Below are 19,737 nucleotides of genomic sequence, written 5' to 3'. Positions count from 1 at the left end.
ACTCTCGTGACCCCGTCGAATCCCGATTCTTCGCCCCCCGCAGGCCGCCCCCTGCCCGAGGGTGACCATGGCGCCATGCTCGCCCGTCTCGCCGATGTGTGCAGTCATCGGGTGGCCGTCGCCGAGGCGCGCTTCATTGATCGCATGCAGACGGCGACCTCGGAGTTTCTCACCTCTCTGCCAACCGAGCCGAAGTCGCCGTGGGACCTCTGGATGGAGGCGAGCTCCGAGTGGTGCAGGGCCTCCGTCGACTTCGTCCAGCGCGCCGTCCTCTTCGGCGACACCATGCGCCAGCGAGGCAATCAGTTCCTCGCTCGGGCTCGTGCGGGACATCCGCCCGTGCTCGACTTCGAGTGGGAGACGGTTCTCGATGGTCGGACCTTCGATCGACCGGTCAACTATGCGCTCGTGCGGATCATTCCACCCCAGGGAGTGACCGTCGATCCGAAGTCACGCCCCTATCTCATCATCGACCCTCGCGCCGGCCATGGTCCAGGCATCGGAGGCTTCAAGGATGAGTCGCAGGTCGGGGTCGCCCTCCGCGCGGGGCACCCGGTGTACTTCGTGATCTTCTTCGTCACGCCGCAACCGGGCCAGACTCTCGACGATGTCTGTGCCGCCGAGCGGCGCTTCGTACAGGAGATCAGGGCTCGCCATCCCAACGCACCAAAGCCCGCCATCGTCGGCAACTGCCAGGGTGGCTGGGCGGCGATGATGCTGGCCGCGTCCGATCCGGCCGAGGCCGGTCCCCTGGTCATCAATGGCGCACCCATGTCGTACTGGAGCGGCGCGGGCACGGATGGCGCTGGCGACAACCCAATGCGGTATGCCGGTGGCCTGCTCGGTGGTTCATGGCTCGCCTCACTCACCGCCGATCTCGGTCACGGGCTCTTCGACGGCGCATGGCTCGTCCAGAACTTCGAGAACCTGAACCCAGCGAACACGCTCTGGAGCAAGCCCTACAAGGTCTTTGCCGACGCCGACACCGAGCCCCCTCGCTTCCTCGAGTTCGAGCGCTGGTGGGGAGGCTTCTATCTGATGAACCGCGAGGAGATCGAGTGGATTGTCGGCAATCTGTTCATCGGCAACAGCCTCTGGAGCGGCAGATCGGAGCGCGCCTCGGGCCCGCCGCTTGATCTGCGGGAGATCCGCTCGCCCATCATTCTGTTCGCGTCGCTCGGTGACAACATCACTCCTCCGCAGCAGGCGTTCAACTGGGTCGCGGACATCTATGGAAGCACCGAGGAGATCAAGGCTCGCGGGCAGGTGATCGTCGGCCTGGTGCATGAGAGCGTCGGTCACCTCGGCATCTTTGTGAGCGGTCGTGTAGCCCAGAAGGAGCATGCCCAGATCGTCTCCACCCTCGAGGCGATCGACGCCCTTCCGCCAGGCCTCCACGCGATGCAGATCACGGAGACGACAGGCCCCGACGGTCGTGTCGAGTACGCGGTGAGCTTCTCCGAGCGGCGACTGGAAGAGGTCGTCGCCCGAATCAACCGCTTCGAGCGGCGCGATGAGCGTGCATTCCACGCGGCGGCTCGCGTCTCAGAGGTGAACTCACAGGCCTATGAGTCGCTGCTGCGGCCGTGGGTTCAGATGGTGTCCAACGACTTCTCGGCGGAAGTGATGCGGCACTTCCATCCGCTGCGATTCGAGCGATGGGCCTTCTCTGATCTCAATCCATGGGTGTGGTGGCTGGCACCCGCCGCGGATGCCGTGCGGGCGTGCCGCATGCCCGTCGCCTCGGGAGACCCCGCCCGTCGTTTCGAGCGCCTGGTTGATTCGGTCGTGAGCGCTTCGCTTGATCGTGTTCGCGCCATTCGAGATGCGCTCAGCGAGGCGCTCTTCTACGCCACCTATCAGCCCATGCTCTCCTTCCTGCCGGATGCACCGTCGGCAATCGGATCGCCAGGCGATGGGGAAGCGATCGTGGCGGAGGCGCTCGCCGCCATCGATCACGGTGGCTACGACGAAGCCTTTGCGCGAACGGTGGAGCTGCTCGCCCGTGACGGACCGATCGAGTTGAGTCATCTCGAACTGCGCCGCGAACTTCACCGCGATCTGCTGCCGATGCTGCCAATGGCGCTCCAGGACCTCTCCACCCTCGCTCCGTATCGAGCCATTCGAGGCCGGCAGCAGCTCATCGTGCGGCACGCGCCGGAGCGAGCCATCGCGACACTCCCTCGCCTGGTGCACCAGGCGGACGATCGAGAGCGACTTCTCGCCGTGCTCGATGCCGTCGAGCGCGATGATCGCGTGCGGGCCGCCCGGCCGACGCCGGGACAGATCGAGATGCTCGCGGCGATTCGATCCGTCCTGCGCGCTCCGGGCCATGACCGTGAGCGTGAGCCCCACATTCAACCCCAGGTTGAACCGAAGCTCGTCGATCCCACGACCGTCGCGCCTGCCGAACGAAGCGCGGACACGAAGCGCAGCGCCTCGCCGCCGCCGCGACAGCGCAGCGACACTCCCAGGGACCCCCGACCATGACCACCGCGCCCATCGCCGGTCGCGCTCCAGGCGCCTCGCTCGCCACCTCAACGGCCGGAGCGGAGCGCCACGCGAAGTACAAGCTTCTTCTCGACTATTGCCGCACACTTCCGCCGCTCCCGACGGTGGTCGCGCACCCCTGTGACCAGAGTTCGCTTCAGGCGGTGGTCGACGCGATGCGCGAAGGGCTCATCTCTCCGATTCTTGTCGGACCGAAGGAGAGGATCGAGGCCGTGGCACGAGAGCACTCGATGGATCTCACGGGCGCAGCCATCGTCGACGCGGCGCACAGCCATGACTCGGCGGCCAAGGCCGTGGCGATCATTCGCGAAGGTCGCGCCGAGGCGCTGATGAAGGGCTCTCTCCACACGGACGAACTGCTCGGGGCCGTGGTCCAGCGCGATGCCGGATTGCGAACCGGCCGGCGAATCAGTCACTGCTTCGTCATGGATGTGCCCAGTTACCCGGAAACGCTGATCGTGACCGACGCCGCAGTCAATGTCGCTCCAACCCTCGCGGAGAAGGTCGACATCGTTCAGAACGCGATCGACCTCGCCCATGCGATTCTCGAACTCCGCGGACCGCGCGAGATGCGTGTGGCCATTCTCTCGGCCATGGAGACCGTCAACCCCAATGTGCCGTCGACGATCGAGGCGGCGGCGCTCTGCAAAATGGCGGATCGCAAGCAGATCACCGGGGCCCTGCTCGACGGTCCGCTTGCCCTCGACAACGCCATCAGCCCCGAGGCGGCGAGGATCAAGCAGATTGCCTCGTCCGTCGCCGGACGAGCGAACATCCTGGTTGTGCCCGATCTCGAGGCGGGCAACATGCTCGCGAAGAGCCTCTCCTTCCTCGCCGGAGCTGACTGCGCCGGGATCGTTTTGGGCGCTCGGGTGCCGATCATCCTCACCAGTCGAGCGGACTCCGTGATGGCGCGCCTCGCGTCCTGTTGCGTCGCGGTTCTCGTCGCCAAGGCGCGACGGGAGTCGACCACCAAGGCGGTCTCCTGATGCCCGGTGCCGTTGTTGTTCTCAACGCGGGCTCCTCCAGCATCAAATTCTCCCTCTTCGTGATCGTGGAGGAGAGCCACGGGCAGTCCCTGCGCCTTGTGGTCCGAGGGCAGGTCGAGGGGCTTCACACCCATTCTCGTTTCGTCGCTCATGACGCTGGGGGCGTGGAGTGCAGTCGGCACGAGTGGTCGAACGCAGGGGGAATCGGCCACGAAGGCGCCGTGGCCCATCTCGTCGAGTTCCTTCGAGAGCGCGCCTCCGAGTGGACGCTCCGTGCGGTCGGTCACAGGGTGGTGCATGGCGGACTGCTCTACTCCTGCCCGGTCATCGTTGATGCGACGATCCTCGACTCTCTGGCCAGGCTCAATCCCCTCGCACCGCTCCATCAACCCCACAATCTGGCGCCCATTCGCATGATCGCCGAGCGACTTCCGAATCTCCCGCAGGTCGCTTGCTTCGACACGGCCTTTCATCGCTCACAACCCGAGGTCGCCCAGGCCTACGCCCTGCCGCCTGACATCACCGAGCGCGGAGTTCGGCGCTACGGTTTCCACGGACTTTCCTATGAGTATGTCGCCGAGGCCATCCGTCGCCTCGACCCCGAGGTGGCCTCGGGTCGGGTGGTCGTGGCGCATCTTGGCAATGGATCCAGCATGTGCGCGATGCTCGGGTGTCGGAGCATGGCGACGACCATGGGCTTCACCGCGGTCGACGGTCTCCCGATGGGGACCCGCTGTGGCTCGGTCGATCCCGGGCTGGTGCTCTACCTGATGGACGAACTGAAGATGGACTTGCGCGCGATCGAGAAGCTCATCTACACGCAGTCTGGACTTCTCGGCGTCTCAGGGATTTCAAGCGACATGCGGGCATTGCTGACCAGTCGCGATCCCCGCGCGGCTGAGGCGGTGGATCTCTTTGTGTATCGCATCGGTCGCGAACTCGGCTCGCTGGCGGCCGCGGTGGGTGGACTCGACGGCCTCGTGCTCACGGCCGGCATTGGCGAACATGCGGCGCCGATCAGATCTCGCATCGGTCAGGCGGCCGCATGGCTCGGAGTCGAAGTCGATGAGTCGGCCAACTCGGCGCCGTGGCGCGAAGAGGGGTGGAAGATCTCCACGCCCGGCAGTCGAGTGGCCGTCTGGGTGATCCCGACCAATGAGGAGCTGATGATTGCCAGGCACACCCTCGAGCGGCTCGCCGCGCCGGCGGCGCGTGCAAACTGAAGCAGCTCGCGGGGCTCACACGCTGCGCTTCGGCGCGTAGAGGTGAATCCACTGCTGATCGCCGTAGCCGTGGATCTCGGGACCTTCAAAGCCCTGAATGGCGCCTTCACTTCCCGCTCGCTCGATCGGAAGGCGCAGGGCGAGAAATCCCCTCTCGGCGAAGAGCCCGCGGAGAGAGTCGAGCATCGCCTGGAGCCTGAGCCGCTGCCGTTCGAAGCGCTGGTCGACCTCTTCGATGGCCTCGATCGATGCAGGACCGTCGGGCTCGCTCGACGGGCGACGACGGCGTCGGCGGTGCTTCGACCGTCGGCCTTCGAACGAGTCGAATGCTTCTTCGCCATCGCGCCGATCGGGCTCGAGCGATTCGTCGTCGTCGAGCGAGATGGACTCCGAGCGACCAGAGTCCGAAGCCGCGCGTCGCGGCGGCAGAATCATGGCGAACGGCGGATCGCAGAAGATGACATCGACGGGGCGCGGCAGCGCGGCGCGAAGCCCCTCGGAGAGGACATCGCCCTCGATCACCCGCACGCGATCGCCGCACTTCAGGGTGTCGATGTTCTCCCTGAGCAGGCGCGCAATGAGCCGATCGGACTCGACCGCAATGACCTGCGTCGCCCCGCGACTCGCCGCCTCAAGCCCCAAGGTGCCGACACCGGCGAAGAGGTCGATGACCGTGCTTCCTTCGAACCAGCCACGCAGCAGGTCGAAGAGCGCTTCGCGCGTCCGACTTCCCATCGGCCTCGTCAGGTCCCGGCCGCGGGGCACGACCAGCGGTCGCGATCGAAACTCTCCACCAAGAATGCGCAGCACAGCGTCAAGAGTACGCTCCCGGATTCCTCTTCGTCGCCGCCATGCCTGACCTTGGTGCCCTTCCGCTTTCCCTACGAAGTCGCAGTCGCTGGCTGCGACTCGCCGGTGTTCCTGCGCTGGCGATGGCACCCGAGGCATCGACGGCGGCGTCTGCGACCTCGGCGATCGCCGCGCCGACGCTCCTCTGGATGCATGGGCGCACGGCACACAAGGAGATCGATCCGGGACGCTTCCTGCGCCTGACTCGAGCTGGTATCGGCGTCATCTCGCTCGACCTGCCCGGTCATGGCGAGAGGCTCGAGGAGCGCCTGGCCACTCCCGGAGCGTCCCTCGAAGTGGTCGAGCGCATGGTCGGCGAGATCGATGGCGTCGTCGGCGCAGCCGCGGCCGAGGGGCTCATCAGGCGTGACCACCTGGCCATCGGCGGATTCTCCGCGGGCGGCATGGCGACCCTTGTTCGCCTCTGCCGGCCCCACATCTTCCGAGCAGCTCTCGTCGAAGCGACGAGCGGCAACTGGGAGTCGCTCCAGCGGCGCGATCTTCACGATCCCGAACGACTTGAGCGCATGAACCCGATTGCGCATCTCGAAGGATGGCGGCCGATTCCGTTGATGATCCTGCACGCCGAGCACGATGAGTGGGTGCCCGTTGACGCGCAGCGCTCCTTCGTGAAGGCGCTCGAAGCACATGGCGTGCCGCGCGAGCTCATCGAGTTCCACACCTTCGGCCGCACGGGGGCGCCGGCTGAGCACATCGGCTTCGGACGATTTGCCGTGCAGGCAAAGGACCTCGGCACCGACTTCCTGCGGCGTCACCTGCTGAATGAGGCCAGCGCCACAGGCGATGGTCCTCGGAACTCCGCCTGAGCCCGGCCGCGCCACGCGCCTGCTATCGGCCGATCGCCGCAGGTTCGTCGCTCGCGGCAAACTGTCCACGGAACAGTCGTCGGTAGCCCTCGCAGCGCCGAAGGAGTTCTTCGTGGGGCCCGACATCGACGACTCGACCCGAGTCCATCATCACAATGCGATCGGCACCGAGGATGGTGCTCAACCGGTGAGCGATGAGAATGACGGTGCGTCCGCGTCCGAACTCCGCAATTGCCTCGCCGATCTGCGCCTCGCTTTCGGCGTCGATCTGGCTCGTCGCCTCATCAAGGATGAGAATCGTCGGATCGCGGAGGATGGCGCGGGCGATGGCAAGACGCTGCCGCTGCCCGCCCGAGAGGGACGCGCCCTGTTCGGAGACGGACGAATCGTAGACGTCGGGCAGCCGCTCAATGAACTCCGCAGCATGGGCGCGCCGCGCCGCATCGATCACCTGCTCATGCGTCGCGCCGAAGTTGCCGAATCGGATGTTCTCCGCGATCGTGCCCCTGAACAGCACCGTCTCCTGAGTGACCACGCCCATCTGCTGTCGCAGCGACCGGAGCGACACCTCGCCGAGTTCGACCCCATCGATGAGCACCCGACCCTGTTGTGGCACCAGCAGCCGTGGCAGGAGCGCAAGCAGCGTCGTCTTGCCACAGCCGTTGGGTCCGACGATCGCCACGCGCTCGCCGAACCGGATGGTCAAGTCGACCGCATCAAGCGCCGGCCGCTCCTGGCCGGGGTAGCCGAAGGTCACCGACTCGAATCGGATGTCGCGCGAGTGACGCGCGAGCGCCGGTCGACGAACTCCATGTCGGTCAGGCTCATCTTCTCGCGCCTCGCGAAGCACTTCGAGCAGTCGATCCGAGGGGGCGGAAGCCGCCTGAATGTCATTCACCAGCCCGGCGAGCGGCCTGAAACTGCCTGCCGCTACGGCGAGCGCTCCGAGGGTCATCACGAAGTCATCGATGAGGATGTGCCCGCCCACGATCTGCTTTGCGGCCACGAGCGCAAGCCCGATCACGATGATCACCGCGAGGAGTTCGACCACCGGACCGCTCGCCGCCCGCGCGGTCCTGACGCGCAGCTCCTCCTTCACCACCTCGCGATTGGCGCGATCGAAGCGATGGACCGCGTCACTCTCCGCCGTTCCGCTCTTGACGGCGCGAAGCCCCTGCATCGACTCGCTCGTCACTCGAAGGAGCGTCTCCTGCGCTTCAAGCGCTCCTCGAGTCGCCCGCCGAATGCGCTTGCCGAACTTCCTGAGGACGACGGCAATGACCGGAGCGACCACCAGCGCGACCGCGGTGAGGCGCCAGTCGAACCAGAGCGCCGCGGCAAAGGCGGCGAGGCCCTTTGTGATCTGGGCCACCGCGCGGCTGGTCAATGCAACGAGCCCCTGCTGGAGTTCGCTCGAGTCGCGCAGGACCCGGCTGGTGAACTCCGCCGGACCGCGCCGCACCACCAGCGACAGCGGGAGGTGAACGGCGTGTCGGAAGATCTCCATCCGCACCGCGGCCACGACGCGCGTGCAGAGCGTGAGCGACAGGAACTGGTGGAGGAAGTTCGCCGTGGCGCCGAAGATCGTCAGGACCGCCAGCGCCATCATGAGCAGCACGACGCCGTCGTATGGTGCCTCGGGCAGCGCCGCCACGATCGACTCGGGAATGGCGGGCCAGCTTCCCCCCATGTTGTGTTCCTGAGCGAGCGCGCGAAGCCCCTCGCCCGACGACGGATCGATCAGGAGGCGCAGAATCGGTCCCAGACTGACGAGACCCGCACCGAGACCCGCCGCCGAAAGCGCGGCGAAGAAGAGTGCGGCGGCCAACTGGCCGCGGAAGCGCAGCATCCGTGCCGCGAAGTGCCAGAACGAAGGCATTCCCCGGAGTATCCCGGAAACGGCCCGATCGCTCAAACGGCGATCGTGTGGCCCGCTGGATGAACGGCCTTCAGATGCCTCCAGAAGCCGGGATAGCTCTTCGCCACACAGCCGGGGTCGAGCACTTCGACACCTCGCCGCGCCAGACCGAGCAGCGTGGTGACCATCGCGATGCGGTGATCGTTGTGGGTCTCGACGGTCGGCATCTCGGGGGTCGGCCGACTGAGGTCCGGCTCAATCACAAGATCATCACCTTCGACCATGACGGTGATGCCAAGGCGCCCGAACTCCTGTGCGATCGAGGCGAGACGATCGCTCTCCTTCACTCGAAGGGTGCCAAGCGAACGGAGGCGCGTCGGTCCACTCGCCACGGCCGCGACTGCCGCGACCGCAAGCGCCCCATCGGGCCATGGCCCCGCATCAAGGTCGACGCCATGCAGTGGCCCATGAGAGACCGTGAGCCCCTCGTCACTCCACTCGAGTGATGCCCCCATCGACGCGATCGCATCGATGGCGCCGAGATCAGGTTGCGCGTCGCGGCAAAGGCCCGGCAGGGTCACGCGGCTCCCCGGAGCCATGGCGGCCGCCGCCACCCAGACGACGGCGCTGCTTGCGTCAACGGGGACATCCCACGATGAGGGGGGATCGAGACCGGGCGAGATATCGATCACACTGCCCCGCGTCGGAAGTGGCGCCAGCTCGACAAGATGCGGATCGGCCCCACCGGCGGCGCGGTCTGCGGCGCCCTCCGGCATTCGCGCCACGCGCGGCGCGGCACCGTTCAGGGTGACCTTCGCGCCGAAGGCTCGAAGCGCGTCGATCGAGAGCGCCAAGTACGACGCGCTCGTCGGCGCTTCGACAAATCGCAGGCGCAGCCCTGCCGCCATCGCCGGCGCCACCAGCATGAGCCCCGAGATGAACTGGCTGCTGGCCGTGGCACCGATCGCGATCTCCGGCCTCTCGTCGTCACTCCGCGCTTCGAACGCTCCCCCTCTGACCCGCAGTGGAAGCCGACCTTCATCTTCGAGCGCCTCGATGGTGACGCCCAACTCGCGAAGAAGCCGCACGCCATCCTGAATCGGTCGCTCGCGCATGCGGGCGCTTCCATCGATGATCGTGTCACCCGTCCGCAGCGCCGCCAGGGCGAGAGCAAAGCGCGTCGGCGCGCCACCATCTCCGAGATTGATGCGGGCGAGCGTCTCGCCGAGCTTCAGACCGCGTCCATCGATGCGCCAGTCACTGCCGAAGAGGCGCGACGCGCAACACCCCATGGCGTTGATCGCGCCGAGCAATCGCTCCGTGTCCTCCGCCATCAGAAGGTCACGGAGCACCACCGGTCGGGGCGAGATCACCGCGAGAATCAGCGCCCGTGTCGATAGGCTCTTCGATCCGGGAACGCGAATCTCCCCGATGAGCGGAGCGCCCGCCGCCTCGATCCGCATGGAGCCGCCACCCGTCACGGCACGGCGGGCCCGGAGTCACCCGCGGCTCGAAAGACCGCCACGATGTCCTCGACAGGAATGACGAAGAGCCGATTGTCTCCCTCGAAGTCGACGGGAATCCCGTGCTTCGGATTGAAGAGCACCCGGTCGTACTGCTGGATCGGATAGTCGAGGTCGCGCGCGACCTGCGCGGAGATCGCCACGACGCGCCCGGTGAGTGTGGGAATCTCGATCTTGTCGGGAAGATGGATGCCGACCTTGGTCACCTTGCGATCCTCATCCTTGCGGATCAGGACGCGCTTGCCGATCGGCTCCACGGTCTCGAGTTTGCTCCGTCCCGACGCAGCTCTGGTCATGCGTCCATCGTAGACACTGCCGGGCCGAGCGATGGTCCGGTGGGTCGAAGTGCTCCGGGCCGCGTGAGCGGATGCGCGCCCCGCGCGGATGCTCTCGCACAATGTTGCCGCAGCTTCTACGATCCTCGCCATGCTCGATCGGCTGAAGCACCTCATCCGCGATGTGCCCGACTTTCCGAAGCCAGGCATTCTCTTCAAGGACATCACGCCGCTTCTGGCCGATCCGGCGGGCCTGGCGCTGGCGGTGGAACTGATGGCCAGTCCATTCCGCAACGAGCGGATCGAACTGGTGGTCGGGGCGGAGAGCCGCGGGTTCATCTTTGGAACGGCCATCGCCCAGAGCCTCAATGCTGGCTTCATTCCCGTTCGGAAGCCCGGCAAACTCCCGGCCATGCGTCGCTCCGTGCGCTACGCCCTCGAGTACGGCGAGGACACGCTCGAGATTCACGCCGATGCGATCGCGCGCAGTCAGCGCGTCATCATCGTGGATGATCTTCTCGCCACGGGTGGAACCATGAAGGCGTGTTGCGAGCTTGTCTCGAGCCTCGGGGCCGAGATCATCGGAGTCACGGTGCTCATTGAGCTTCCCGAACTCCGTGGCCGCGAGCATGTCGGCATGCGGCGCCTCGAGTCGCTGTTGCGCTACTGACTCGCGTGCGGCGATCCGGACCGCCGCACGCCCGCGGACCGGGGCGTCAATCGGGACTTGGAGCCATGGTCGGGGGCGGCTGGAGGACCTTCGGCTTGCCCGCCGTCACCGCGACAATGACGAAGACGAGGGCAACCAGGAGGAGACCTCCGACAAGCCATGCAATGGTCTTCTTGCTGCTCACGAAGCGGAGGCTAGCAGACACTCGCGTCGGCGCGGGTGGTCGCCGTACACTTCCGGCATGAGCACCATCTCCCCTCATGGATCACAGACCGCCCACCCCGCTGGCGAGGTGGATGTATCCAAGGACCCACTGGCCCTCATCGATGTCGACCATGCCCGCTTCTATGTCGGCAATGCCAAGCAGGCGGCGTTCTTCTACGCCCATGCCTTCGGCTTCACGGTCGAGGAGATCAGCGATCTGACGACGGGCAACCGCACCTCGGCGCAGTACCTCCTGACCCAGGGCAACATCCGCATTCTCCTCGAGACGCCCCTGACCGCCGACCATCCGGCGGCCGAGGAACTGAAGCGCTACGGCGACGGCATCAAGGACATCGCGCTCACCGTCTTCGACGCCGAGAAGGCCTATGAGCAGGCTCTTCGCAATGGCGGTGAGAGCGCCGCCGAGCCGCGCACCCTGAAGGATGGCCATGGCACGGTCACCATCGCGTCGATCCGAACCTACGGTCGCGTGGTTCACTCGTTCGTGAGCCGATCGGGCGGATACGCCCTGCCCGCCGTGAAGCAGGGCGGTCCCTTCATGCCGGGCTTCCGGAAGTTCGGAGCCTTCGCGCTCAATGACTTCAATCGCGAGCACCCCTGCGGTCTCAAGTACTTCGACCATTGCGTAGGCAATGTCGAACTCGGCAGGATGAACCACTGGGTGAAGTGGTACGAGGATGTCCTCGGCTTCAAGATGTTCAAGCACTTCGATGACAAGGACATCTCGACGGAGTACTCGGCGCTCATGAGCAAGGTGATGGCCTCGGGCAATCACCTCATCAAGATGCCGATCAACGAGCCGGCCGAGGGAAGGAAGAAGAGCCAGATCCAGGAGTACCTCGACTGGCACTCGCAGACGCCGGGCATCCAGCACCTGGCGCTTCGCACCGACGATGAGCTGCACTCGGTGGCGGAATTGCGGCGCCGCGGGGTCGACTTCCTCTCCATTCCAGAGACCTACTACGAGAGCGTCTGGGAGCGCGTCGACACCATGCTGCGGGCCCATGGCCATTCGCCGGTGCGCGAAGATCATGAGCGCATTCGGAAGCTGGGCATCCTCGTGGACGCTGATGACGAAGGCTATCTCCTTCAGCTTTTCACTAAGCCGCTCCAGGATCGTCCGACGCTCTTCTTCGAGATCATCTGCCGACGCGGCAGCCAGAGCTTCGGAAAGGGCAACTTCAAGGCCCTCTTCGAGTCACTCGAGCTCGAACAGGAGAGGCGCGGCAACCTGTGACGAGCGCGGTCGCGATGCAGGCGCCGAGAGCGCCCGTCTGGCCGGTGGTGCTGGGCGGTGTTTCGGGCATCTACGGCCTGCTGCTTATCCTGCACTCGATCGCGCGCTTCGTGCATGCGGCGTTCGGTCCGGTCATTCCCGGCCCCGCCGGCGATCGACCGCCGATTGCTCCGGTCCAGTTGAGGTACGAGATCGCGCTTGAGTCGATCTTCGTCTTCGCGATGGCCGTCGTCCTGCTCTGCGCTGCGTCGGCTCTCATCCGACGCCAGCGAGGCAGCATTTCGATGCTCGGGTTCTGGGCCGTCGCGACACTGCTGGTCCAAGCCATCTTCTACGCGTGGTCGATGCTGCTCGAAGAACAGCGACTCGAGTATCTCGCGATGGCGACCGCGTGGCGCGAGCATGCGCTCCAGAACCCCATCGGCATCGCGCGCCCCTTCGGACGCTACGAGATGTTCATTGAGGGCGCCAGCCACGCCACACGCTGGATCGCCGCCCTTCCCTTCATCTACCCGGTGATTGTCGGGTTGATTGCACTGCTCCCGGGCGTGCGCAACGAAGCGAAGACCTGGAAGTAGAGCCACGGTCCCGGCGGTGGCGATTCGACGCGCACATCGCCGATCTCGAGGCGCCAGGCATGCAGGGCCGGGCCATCGAGGCCGGGGAGTGGTGCATCACCGAGATAGAGAGCATCACCGAGCAGCGGGAAACCGAGGTGCGCGAAGCCCGCGCGGATCTGGTGCCGCCGCCCCGGACCGATGAGTTCCACTTCGACGAGGTCACCGGCGACTGACTTCTCGATCCGACGCCAGCGGCAGCGACCCCGCTCATGCTCCTCACCGCGGCTGCGCACGGAAGTCTTCGAACTTCGACGATGTCGGCCGTGAAAGAAGAGGTCGAAGAGTCCCTCTTCGGAGACTCCGCATCGAAGCGCCGCACAGTAGGTCTTCCGAATCAGCGATCCCTCCTCCGAGATCGCGGTCCGCAGCGCCTGCTGCGCCACGGCCTTTCGCGCCACGAGCAGGCAACCGCTGGTCGGCTGATCGAGGCGATGGACCAATCCCGATTCATGCAGTGAGACGAGTTCGGGGCGCTCGCTCCTCAACCACGCCTCGATCGTCGGCGCACCGGCCACACGCACGACGGAAACGCCGCCGCGACGACGGGGCGACGATCGCTTTTCGGCGCCCGCAGCCTGTTCGACCGAGTGCCACCCGGCGGGCTTGTCGACCACCAGCCACTCCTCACTCTCGAAGAGGATCGACGGGCGTGGAACCATGTTCCCGGAGTTCGACGCGGTGATTGGCCCCGAGGTGATGTCGGTCACGAGGACGATCTTAGATGCTGCTTCAGAACCCGCGCTGCCTTCGACTGGCTCCCGCGTGGCAGCACCGGGCCGCGCTTCTCACGGCGGCTTCGTGGGCGAGATCGCCGCCCCTCACCGTGGCGTCGCCATGGCCTCGCTTCGCGGCGCGGCGCGTACACTGCGGACATGCCGTACTACACCAAGCTCGGGCTTCTCCCCCCCAAGCGCCACATCCAGTTCCGCCGCCCCGACGGGGCGCTCTACTCGGAGGAGGTCTTCGGCACCGAGGGCTTCTCCGGGCCGACCTCGACGATGTACCACATTCATCCGCCGACTCAGGTGCATGGGTGGAAGACCCTCTATGAGACGAGGCCGGAGTATGTCGAGCAGACGGTCATGCGGATGCGTCACGCGAAGACCGCGCAGATGCCCGCCAAGGGCGACCCCATCACCGGTCGCGTGATTCTCTTCGGCAACGCCGATGTGGAGATGTCGATCTGCGTCCCCGCGGAGCCGATGGACTACCACTTCAAGAACGCCCAGGGTGATGAGTGCATCTTCGTGCACTTCGGCTCGGGCACCGTCTACACCACCTTCGGCACGCTTCGTTTTCGGGCGAAGGATTACATCGTCATCCCCAAGGGCGTGATCTACCGCATGGAGTTCGACCCTCGCAAGGAGGGCGAACCCGAGCCTCGCTTCGTCTGCTTCGAGACGGCCAACGGCAGTCACATTCTGCCGCCGAGTCGTTACATGTCCAAGGACACGGCGCAGTTCCTCGAGCACGCCCCCTACTGCGAGCGCGACCTGCGGCTTCCCGAGCTCCCGCTGACCTTCGATGAGAAGGGTGAGTTCGAAGTGCGCATCAAGGCGCGCGACTGCGTTCACAGCTACATCTACGCCTATCACCCTCTCGATGTCGTCGGCTGGGATGGCTGCTACTACCCGTATCTCTTCAACATCGATGACTTCAGCCCGATCGTCGGCAAACATCACATGCCGCCTCCGACGCATCAGACCTTCGAAGGGCACAACTTCGTCATCTGCTCCTTCTGTCCGCGCGTGCTCGACTTCCATCCGCAGGCGATCGTGGTTCCCTACAACCACTCGAATCTCGACTCTGATGAGGTTCTTTACTATGTCGAGGGCAACTACAAGGCTCGCAAGGGCATCGAGCAGTGCTCCATTTCGCTCCATCCGCAGGGCATTCCCCACGGTCCTCACCCGGGCACGGTGGAGTCATCGATCGGTGCCAAGTGGACCGACGAACTCGCCGTGATGTGTGACACCTTCCGCCCGCTCTTCCCGACGAAGGCGGCGCTGGAGATCGACGACATGGCCTACCCGAGGAGTTGGGATGGTGAACACTTCCCCCGCTCGCTCGGCCACACCAATGGCGCGAAGCACCTGCCCGCCGGACAGGGCGCTGCGGCGACCACCCCCGTTCGTCGTGAAGCCGTCGCCCCGTCGCGACAGGCGAAGGACACCCCGACCACGGACACCTGGACATGAACTGGACTCACAAGCTCGCCATTCTCATCGCCGTCGTCGCCGTGATGATCGGAATGGTTGTTGCTCAGGGCTCCGGTGGCTCGGCGAGCACGGCACCCAAGCGAAGTCCGGCCGGGCTGCCGATCGAGACGATCCGGGTGAACGGAGAGGCCTTCGAGACCGAGATCGCCGCGGACGACGCGAGCCGCGCGAAGGGGCTCGGCGGGCGCACCTCCATCGGTGCACAGGAGGCGATGCTCTTTGTCTTCAGGCAATCCGACATTCAGCGCTTCTGGATGAAGGATTGCCTGATGGATGTGGACATCGTCTTCCTCGATCGCACGGGACGCATCACCGCGACTCACGAGATGAAGCAGGAGCCGGCCAAGCAACCCGGTGAGAGTGACGCGCAGTACCAGGCGCGGTTGCCCTTCTACAGCTCCGACAAGGAAGCGCTCTACGCGATGGAATTCAAGGCTGGCACGATTCAGCGCCTTGGACTGAAGCCTGGGCAGACGATCACTCTCGATCACGGCAAGATGCGCGCGTATCTGCGCTGAACGAATTGTTCTCTCATTGAGACCACACGGCGAGCGGACTGGCGATCGTTGCCAGGAGGCTCTGACCGCCCTCTCGCGCGTCCCAAGCGTCGATTTTTGAGCCGCGAACTTGACATATTCCTATATCGGAATATGATTGACTCGTGCCGCGATCACGGACCACCGCCGACCCCTTCTGTGCCCTGGCGGAGCCTCGCCGACGGCAGATCGTGGATGCGTTGGCGCGAGCCAGCTCCGGGCTCGGCGTGAGCGCCATCGTGGCGATCATTGGACTTTCCCAGCCGTCGGTCTCCAAACACCTCGGCGTCCTGCGGGAGGTGGGCATCGTCGAAGTGGAACGCGACGGCCCAAACCGGATCTACCACCTTCGTCCCGAGAGGCTCAAGGCGATGCACGACTGGCTGTCTCAGTACGAGCGACTGTGGACGCATCAATTGTCAAGGATTCGCGAGCGCGCCGAACGCATGCAGCACGCCGCGACTCCACCAGGCCGTCACACCTCATGAAAGGGAGATTGAATGTCACTCACCATTGAACGCGACGCCATCCAGACGATCCGAATCCAGAAGGACATCCACATCAGCGCACCACCGGAGATTGCCTTCGCTGCGCTTCTTGAAGAACTCGGGCCAGGCAGCGTCATGCCCGATGGAACTCCCTTTCCCATGACCATCGAGCCCTGGCCGGGTGGTCGCTGGTTTCGTGATCGCGGCACCTCGGGCGAGCATCCGTGGGGACATCTGTGGGGCCATGTCCAGGTCATCAGGGCGCCGTTTCTGCTGGAACTGACCGGCCCAATGATGATGTCCTACGCGGCCGTCAATCATGTGCAGTACCGGCTGACCACCGAAGGTGCCGGCACAACCCTGACACTCACGCACCGCGCCATGGGGATCATCCCCCAGGAGCATCAGGATGGAATGCAGGAGGGCTGGGCGCATGGGCTTGAGTCCGTGAAGCGGCTTGCCGAGTTGAAGGTCGTTCCCGCCGGCCACTGAGACCAGAGGCCGGGCACGATCCTCCCACACCACCGCATCTCTCAAACAAGTGACTGCCATGCCCCACCCCACCGTCTCCCGTCAAGAGTGGAACACCGCGCGCCTCCGCCTGCTGGAATTGGAGAAGGCCCACACTCGCCGTGGAGATGAACTCGCGCGTCTCCGGCGCGAACTCCCCTGGGTTCGCATCGAGAAGCCCTACGCCTTTCACACGGAGGTTGGCGACTGCTCGCTGCGCGACTTGTTCCGCGGGCGATCGCAGCTCATCGTCTACCACCTGATGTTCGGACCGGATTACGCCGTGCCCTGTCCATCATGTTCATCCATTGCGGACAGCTTTGACGGCATCGCCACGCACCTGGCCAATCACGATGTGATGCTCTGGGCCGTGTCGCGCGCGCCGCTTGATCGAATCTGCGCGTTCAAGGCGCGCATGGGGTGGGCATTTCCATGGGCGTCCTCGGCGCCAGGCGACTTCAACTTCGACTTCGGCGCGTCGTTCACGCCCGAAGCGCAGCGCTCCGGCATTGAATACAACTACCAGCACGAGCCCGGCCTGCCGGATGCCGCAAGTCTCTCGGGACACAGCGCGCTGGCTGGCGTTGCATCACAAGCCGGGACCGACGCGGCGGCGTTTGTCCGGGAGCGGCCCGGTATGAGCGCGTTCGCGCTGCAGGACGGCGTCGTGCACCACACCTACTCTGCGTATTCGAGGGGACTCGACGCGCTGTGGAACATGTACCAATGGCTGGACCGCGCCCCCAAAGGCCGCAACGAGGGCGATGGCTACTGGCTGCGCCACCGGGATCGGTACTGAGACTGCGCCAAGCGCAGTCGGAGTGACGCGTCGTTGGAGCCACAGACTCCTCGGTCGTGCGATTCGGAGTTCACGGAAGCGTCCCGCGTGCAGGCCGGATCAAACGGCCGGCACGACCACGCCGCGGCAGTCCCCGAAGCCGATGCGCGGGAGGCCGGGGCGCTCGCACCAGGCGCGCATGATGACCTCGTCACCGTCCTCGAGGAACTTGCGCTGCGAACCATCGCCAAGTGTCACCGGCTCGCTGCCGCGCCAGGTCCGCTCGAGCAGACAGCCTCGGCTCTCCTTCTCCCATCCGCTGATGGTGCCTGTCCCGAGGAGATCTCCGGGCCGCATGTTGCAACCGGTGCTCGTGTGATGCGCGAGCATCTGCAAGGGCGACCAGTAGAGATTCGTCGTCACCCCTCGTGAGATGAGCGTCGGCGCCATCCCCTGCGATCTCATGGCTGCGGAGGCAATCAACACCTCGACGATGATCTCGGGGAGCGCGTCGCGATCGGCGCGGAGATAGGGAAGCACTTCGGGATCACCCTCGCGACGCGCAGGCCGAGGCGTCATGAAAGGTGCGAGCGCCTCGAAAGTCACGACCCACGGAGAGATCGTGCTCACGAAGTTCTTTGCGTTGAAGGGCCCGAGTGGTTGGTATTCCCATCGCTGGACATCGCGCGCCGACCAGTCGTTCAGGATGACCATGCCGAAGAGATGAGCAACGGCGCGGTTGATGTCGATGCGCGTACCGAGGGCATTGCCCGGCCCCACGAAGATCCCCATCTCGAGCTCATAGTCGAGGAGCTTCGAAGGTCCGAAGGACGGCGGTCCATCGTCACTGGAGACCGTCTGGCCCATCGGACGGCGGATGGGCGCGCCATCCACCACGATCGAACTCGCGCGACCGTGATAGCCGACCGGAAGGTGCTTCCAGTTGGGCATGAGTGGATTCTGCGGACGGAACATGCTTCCGACATTCGTGGCATGAGCCTCGGAAGCGTAGAAGTCGGTGTAGTCACCGATCACCGCGGGCAGACGCATGGTGAGCGTCTCGCGCTTCGGCAGCATCGACTCCCGACGCGCGTGGTCGCGGAGAGCATTGGAGCCTCCGTCGGCCAGCAGCGAGGTCAGGTGAAGTCTTGCACTTCGCCACGCGTCCCGACCGAGCGCCATGAAGGCATTGAGCGACTCCTCCATGAGCGCCGACCGAAGGGCCGGGTCGCACTCGGGCCAGAGACCGGAGCCGAGCAGCTCGTGCACATCGAGCGCATGATCGCCGATCGCCACACCGACTCGCGCCTCGCCCGGACGATCGGCACGCTCAAAGACCCCCCACGGCAGATTCGCGAGCGAGAAGTCGCTCTCGACCGATGCGCCGGAAACCCACGAGCGTGGTCCGGCGCCAGCGCCTTCGCCCGGGCCGGGCTCTTTCGTCAACATGAGCGTGTCTCCGAGAGAAGGTGAAGCGTGCGCAGCTCCTGGAGCGGCTCGTCGAAGCTGCAACTTCCGAAAGATCGAACGAATCGCCCGCGCGCGATCTCAATCTCCTCTGTTGTGATGGCGTGATCGCACCAGCGGGCACCGCGATCATCGAGCGCGAAGTGTGACGCCTGCTCATCGGAGAGGATCTCTCGGAGCGTGCTTCCGGTGACACGCCCATGCCAGAGGAGCGCCGCGCCGAGCATGACATTCAGGAAGCCGAACTGGCGGGTCGCCACCGCGGGAACGAACTGGCGGACAGCGTGGTGCAGTCCGGCCGTTGCCTTGAAGGGGACTCGTGCCGCACGACAGGCTTCGAGAAACGCCGCGACGGCGTCGACCGCCGGGTGGGTCGCAGCCTCGGTGCCTCCCGTCCTGATCTTCGCGCCCGCTTCCATGTCAGCAAGAGCGGCAACCAGCCCGCGGACATCTCGGGCGACGGGGAGTTCAAACCACGGGAAGAGATCATCCGGCATCAGGTCAAGGGCGCGCTCAAGACCTTCCGCGGTCTCGGCGCGGAGTTCAATGGCATCGATGCACGCGGCACCGGTACCGGGTGATCCATGCCGCTCATTGAAGGCGGCGATGATCGCGAGATCGCGTTCGAGGTTCGGATCCTCCACCGGCACCGCAATGGCGCTGATGAGCCACGCGTCGTCCGGTCCGCCCTCGACCACCTGCGGCAGGAGCGATCGCGCCGACTCTTCGAACTCGGTGAGCCTTGCCACGGGCACGATGAGCCGACCAAGCATCCATCGGTCGGGTGCAGTTCGAAGCTCTGCATAGTTGCGAACGGTCGTCGGCATGTCGAGCTTCGCCGGTGGAAAGAGGCCGGCGTAGTCGAGGACTTCCGACATGAGCGCGCGCGTGGCAAGCATGGGGCATGATTATGGCCGAAACTGACGGCGCCG

Annotated in this window: 20 protein-coding genes; 12 read left to right on the top strand and 8 right to left on the bottom strand. The window is 65.4% G+C overall.

The genetic code is table 11. From position 1 onward, the window contains the following. The first annotated feature begins 6 nt into the window (after window positions 1-6). Genes KF724_04995 through KF724_04985 form a run of 3 tightly spaced genes read left to right on the top strand, consistent with a single transcriptional unit; the run spans window position 7 to window position 4,723 of the window. Complete coding sequence (locus KF724_04995; GenBank protein ID MBX3355037.1) at window positions 7-2,490, top strand: DUF3141 domain-containing protein; 2,484 nt, start codon at window positions 7-9, stop codon at window positions 2,488-2,490. Continuing rightward, entirely contained in the window at window positions 2,487-3,500 is a 1,014-nt protein-coding gene (locus tag KF724_04990; protein MBX3355036.1) for a phosphate acetyltransferase, read from the top strand. Before KF724_04995 ends, KF724_04990 begins: the two co-directional genes overlap by 4 nt. Further along, window positions 3,500-4,723 carry an acetate/propionate family kinase gene (locus tag KF724_04985; GenBank protein MBX3355035.1) on the top strand — a complete coding sequence of 408 codons (1,224 nt, stop codon included), beginning with the start codon at window positions 3,500-3,502 and terminating at the stop codon, window positions 4,721-4,723. The genes KF724_04990 and KF724_04985 overlap by 1 nt, the downstream gene beginning before the upstream one ends. Before the next feature lie 15 nt (window positions 4,724-4,738). Here the strand turns inward: KF724_04985 and KF724_04980 are convergent, their stop codons facing one another. Continuing rightward, a complete protein-coding gene (locus KF724_04980; protein ID MBX3355034.1) occupies window positions 4,739-5,533 on the bottom strand; it encodes an RsmD family RNA methyltransferase in 795 nt (264 codons plus the stop codon). A gap of 41 nt (window positions 5,534-5,574) precedes the next feature. Here KF724_04980 and KF724_04975 point away from each other — a divergent pair, with 41 nt between their 5' ends. Beyond that, window positions 5,575-6,399 carry an alpha/beta fold hydrolase gene (locus KF724_04975; GenBank protein ID MBX3355033.1) on the top strand — a complete coding sequence of 275 codons (825 nt, stop codon included), beginning with the start codon at window positions 5,575-5,577 and terminating at the stop codon, window positions 6,397-6,399. A 22-nt stretch (window positions 6,400-6,421) separates the two neighbouring features. Here the strand turns inward: KF724_04975 and KF724_04970 are convergent, their stop codons facing one another. Genes KF724_04970 through KF724_04960 form a run of 3 tightly spaced genes read right to left on the bottom strand, consistent with a single transcriptional unit; the run spans window position 6,422 to window position 10,076 of the window. Then, a complete protein-coding gene (locus KF724_04970) occupies window positions 6,422-8,278 on the bottom strand; it encodes an ABC transporter ATP-binding protein (GenBank protein MBX3355032.1) in 1,857 nt (618 codons plus the stop codon). A gap of 32 nt (window positions 8,279-8,310) precedes the next feature. After that, entirely contained in the window at window positions 8,311-9,738 is a 1,428-nt protein-coding gene (locus KF724_04965; GenBank protein ID MBX3355031.1) for a 3-phosphoshikimate 1-carboxyvinyltransferase, read from the bottom strand. After that, the gene (locus tag KF724_04960) at window positions 9,735-10,076 is read right to left on the bottom strand and encodes a co-chaperone GroES (protein MBX3355030.1); all 342 of its coding nucleotides are present in this window, start codon (window positions 10,074-10,076) and stop codon (window positions 9,735-9,737) included. Before KF724_04960 ends, KF724_04965 begins: the two co-directional genes overlap by 4 nt. Window positions 10,077-10,206: 130 nt before the next feature. On the opposite strand from KF724_04960, the gene KF724_04955 reads away from it, so the two are divergent. Then, a complete protein-coding gene (locus KF724_04955) occupies window positions 10,207-10,725 on the top strand; it encodes an adenine phosphoribosyltransferase (protein ID MBX3355029.1) in 519 nt (172 codons plus the stop codon). 46 nt (window positions 10,726-10,771) lie between these two features. On the opposite strand, the gene KF724_04950 is transcribed toward KF724_04955, so the two are convergent. Further along, window positions 10,772-10,909: a hypothetical protein gene (locus KF724_04950; GenBank protein MBX3355028.1), complete on the bottom strand. Its 138-nt coding sequence runs from the start codon at window positions 10,907-10,909 to the stop codon at window positions 10,772-10,774. Window positions 10,910-10,966: 57 nt separating this feature from the next. On the opposite strand from KF724_04950, the gene hppD reads away from it, so the two are divergent. Together hppD and KF724_04940 are read left to right on the top strand one after the other, a co-directional pair. Next, window positions 10,967-12,187, top strand: coding sequence for a 4-hydroxyphenylpyruvate dioxygenase (gene hppD, locus KF724_04945; GenBank protein MBX3355027.1), 1,221 nt, complete (start codon window positions 10,967-10,969; stop codon window positions 12,185-12,187). Next, on the top strand, window positions 12,184-12,765 hold the full coding sequence (locus KF724_04940; GenBank protein MBX3355026.1) for a hypothetical protein: 582 nt from the start codon (window positions 12,184-12,186) through the stop codon (window positions 12,763-12,765). Before hppD ends, KF724_04940 begins: the two co-directional genes overlap by 4 nt. Here the strand turns inward: KF724_04940 and KF724_04935 are convergent. Beyond that, window positions 12,696-13,514, bottom strand: a complete 819-nt coding sequence (locus KF724_04935; protein MBX3355025.1) for an RNA pseudouridine synthase — start codon at window positions 13,512-13,514, stop codon at window positions 12,696-12,698. The genes KF724_04940 and KF724_04935 overlap by 70 nt on opposite strands. Window positions 13,515-13,679: 165 nt before the next feature. Between KF724_04935 and KF724_04930 the strand changes: the two genes are divergently transcribed. The 5 genes from KF724_04930 to KF724_04910 all read left to right on the top strand — a co-directional run bounded on the left by KF724_04930 (window position 13,680) and on the right by KF724_04910 (window position 17,359). Continuing rightward, a complete protein-coding gene (locus KF724_04930) occupies window positions 13,680-15,005 on the top strand; it encodes a homogentisate 1,2-dioxygenase (GenBank protein ID MBX3355024.1) in 1,326 nt (441 codons plus the stop codon). Next, complete coding sequence (locus KF724_04925; GenBank protein MBX3355023.1) at window positions 15,002-15,544, top strand: DUF192 domain-containing protein; 543 nt, start codon at window positions 15,002-15,004, stop codon at window positions 15,542-15,544. Before KF724_04930 ends, KF724_04925 begins: the two co-directional genes overlap by 4 nt. Window positions 15,545-15,687: 143 nt before the next feature. Beyond that, the gene (locus tag KF724_04920; GenBank protein MBX3355022.1) at window positions 15,688-16,050 is read left to right on the top strand and encodes a helix-turn-helix transcriptional regulator; all 363 of its coding nucleotides are present in this window, start codon (window positions 15,688-15,690) and stop codon (window positions 16,048-16,050) included. A gap of 12 nt (window positions 16,051-16,062) precedes the next feature. Beyond that, the gene (locus KF724_04915; GenBank protein MBX3355021.1) at window positions 16,063-16,542 is read left to right on the top strand and encodes an SRPBCC domain-containing protein; all 480 of its coding nucleotides are present in this window, start codon (window positions 16,063-16,065) and stop codon (window positions 16,540-16,542) included. 58 nt (window positions 16,543-16,600) lie between these two features. Further along, window positions 16,601-17,359 carry a DUF899 domain-containing protein gene (locus KF724_04910; protein MBX3355020.1) on the top strand — a complete coding sequence of 253 codons (759 nt, stop codon included), beginning with the start codon at window positions 16,601-16,603 and terminating at the stop codon, window positions 17,357-17,359. A gap of 99 nt (window positions 17,360-17,458) precedes the next feature. Here KF724_04910 and fahA read toward each other — a convergent pair whose 3' ends face one another. Next, window positions 17,459-18,787, bottom strand: a complete 1,329-nt coding sequence (gene fahA / locus KF724_04905) for a fumarylacetoacetase (protein MBX3355019.1) — start codon at window positions 18,785-18,787, stop codon at window positions 17,459-17,461. After that, on the bottom strand, window positions 18,781-19,704 hold the full coding sequence (locus tag KF724_04900) for a hypothetical protein (protein ID MBX3355018.1): 924 nt from the start codon (window positions 19,702-19,704) through the stop codon (window positions 18,781-18,783). The genes fahA and KF724_04900 overlap by 7 nt, the downstream gene beginning before the upstream one ends. Window positions 19,705-19,737: the final 33 nt, after the last annotated feature.

The organism is Phycisphaeraceae bacterium, assembly GCA_019636735.1.
Taxonomy (GTDB): Bacteria; Planctomycetota; Phycisphaerae; order Phycisphaerales; family SM1A02; genus VGXK01.
The sequence above is the reverse complement of the archived record's forward strand: the minus strand, read 5'-3'. Positions and strand labels throughout refer to the sequence as shown.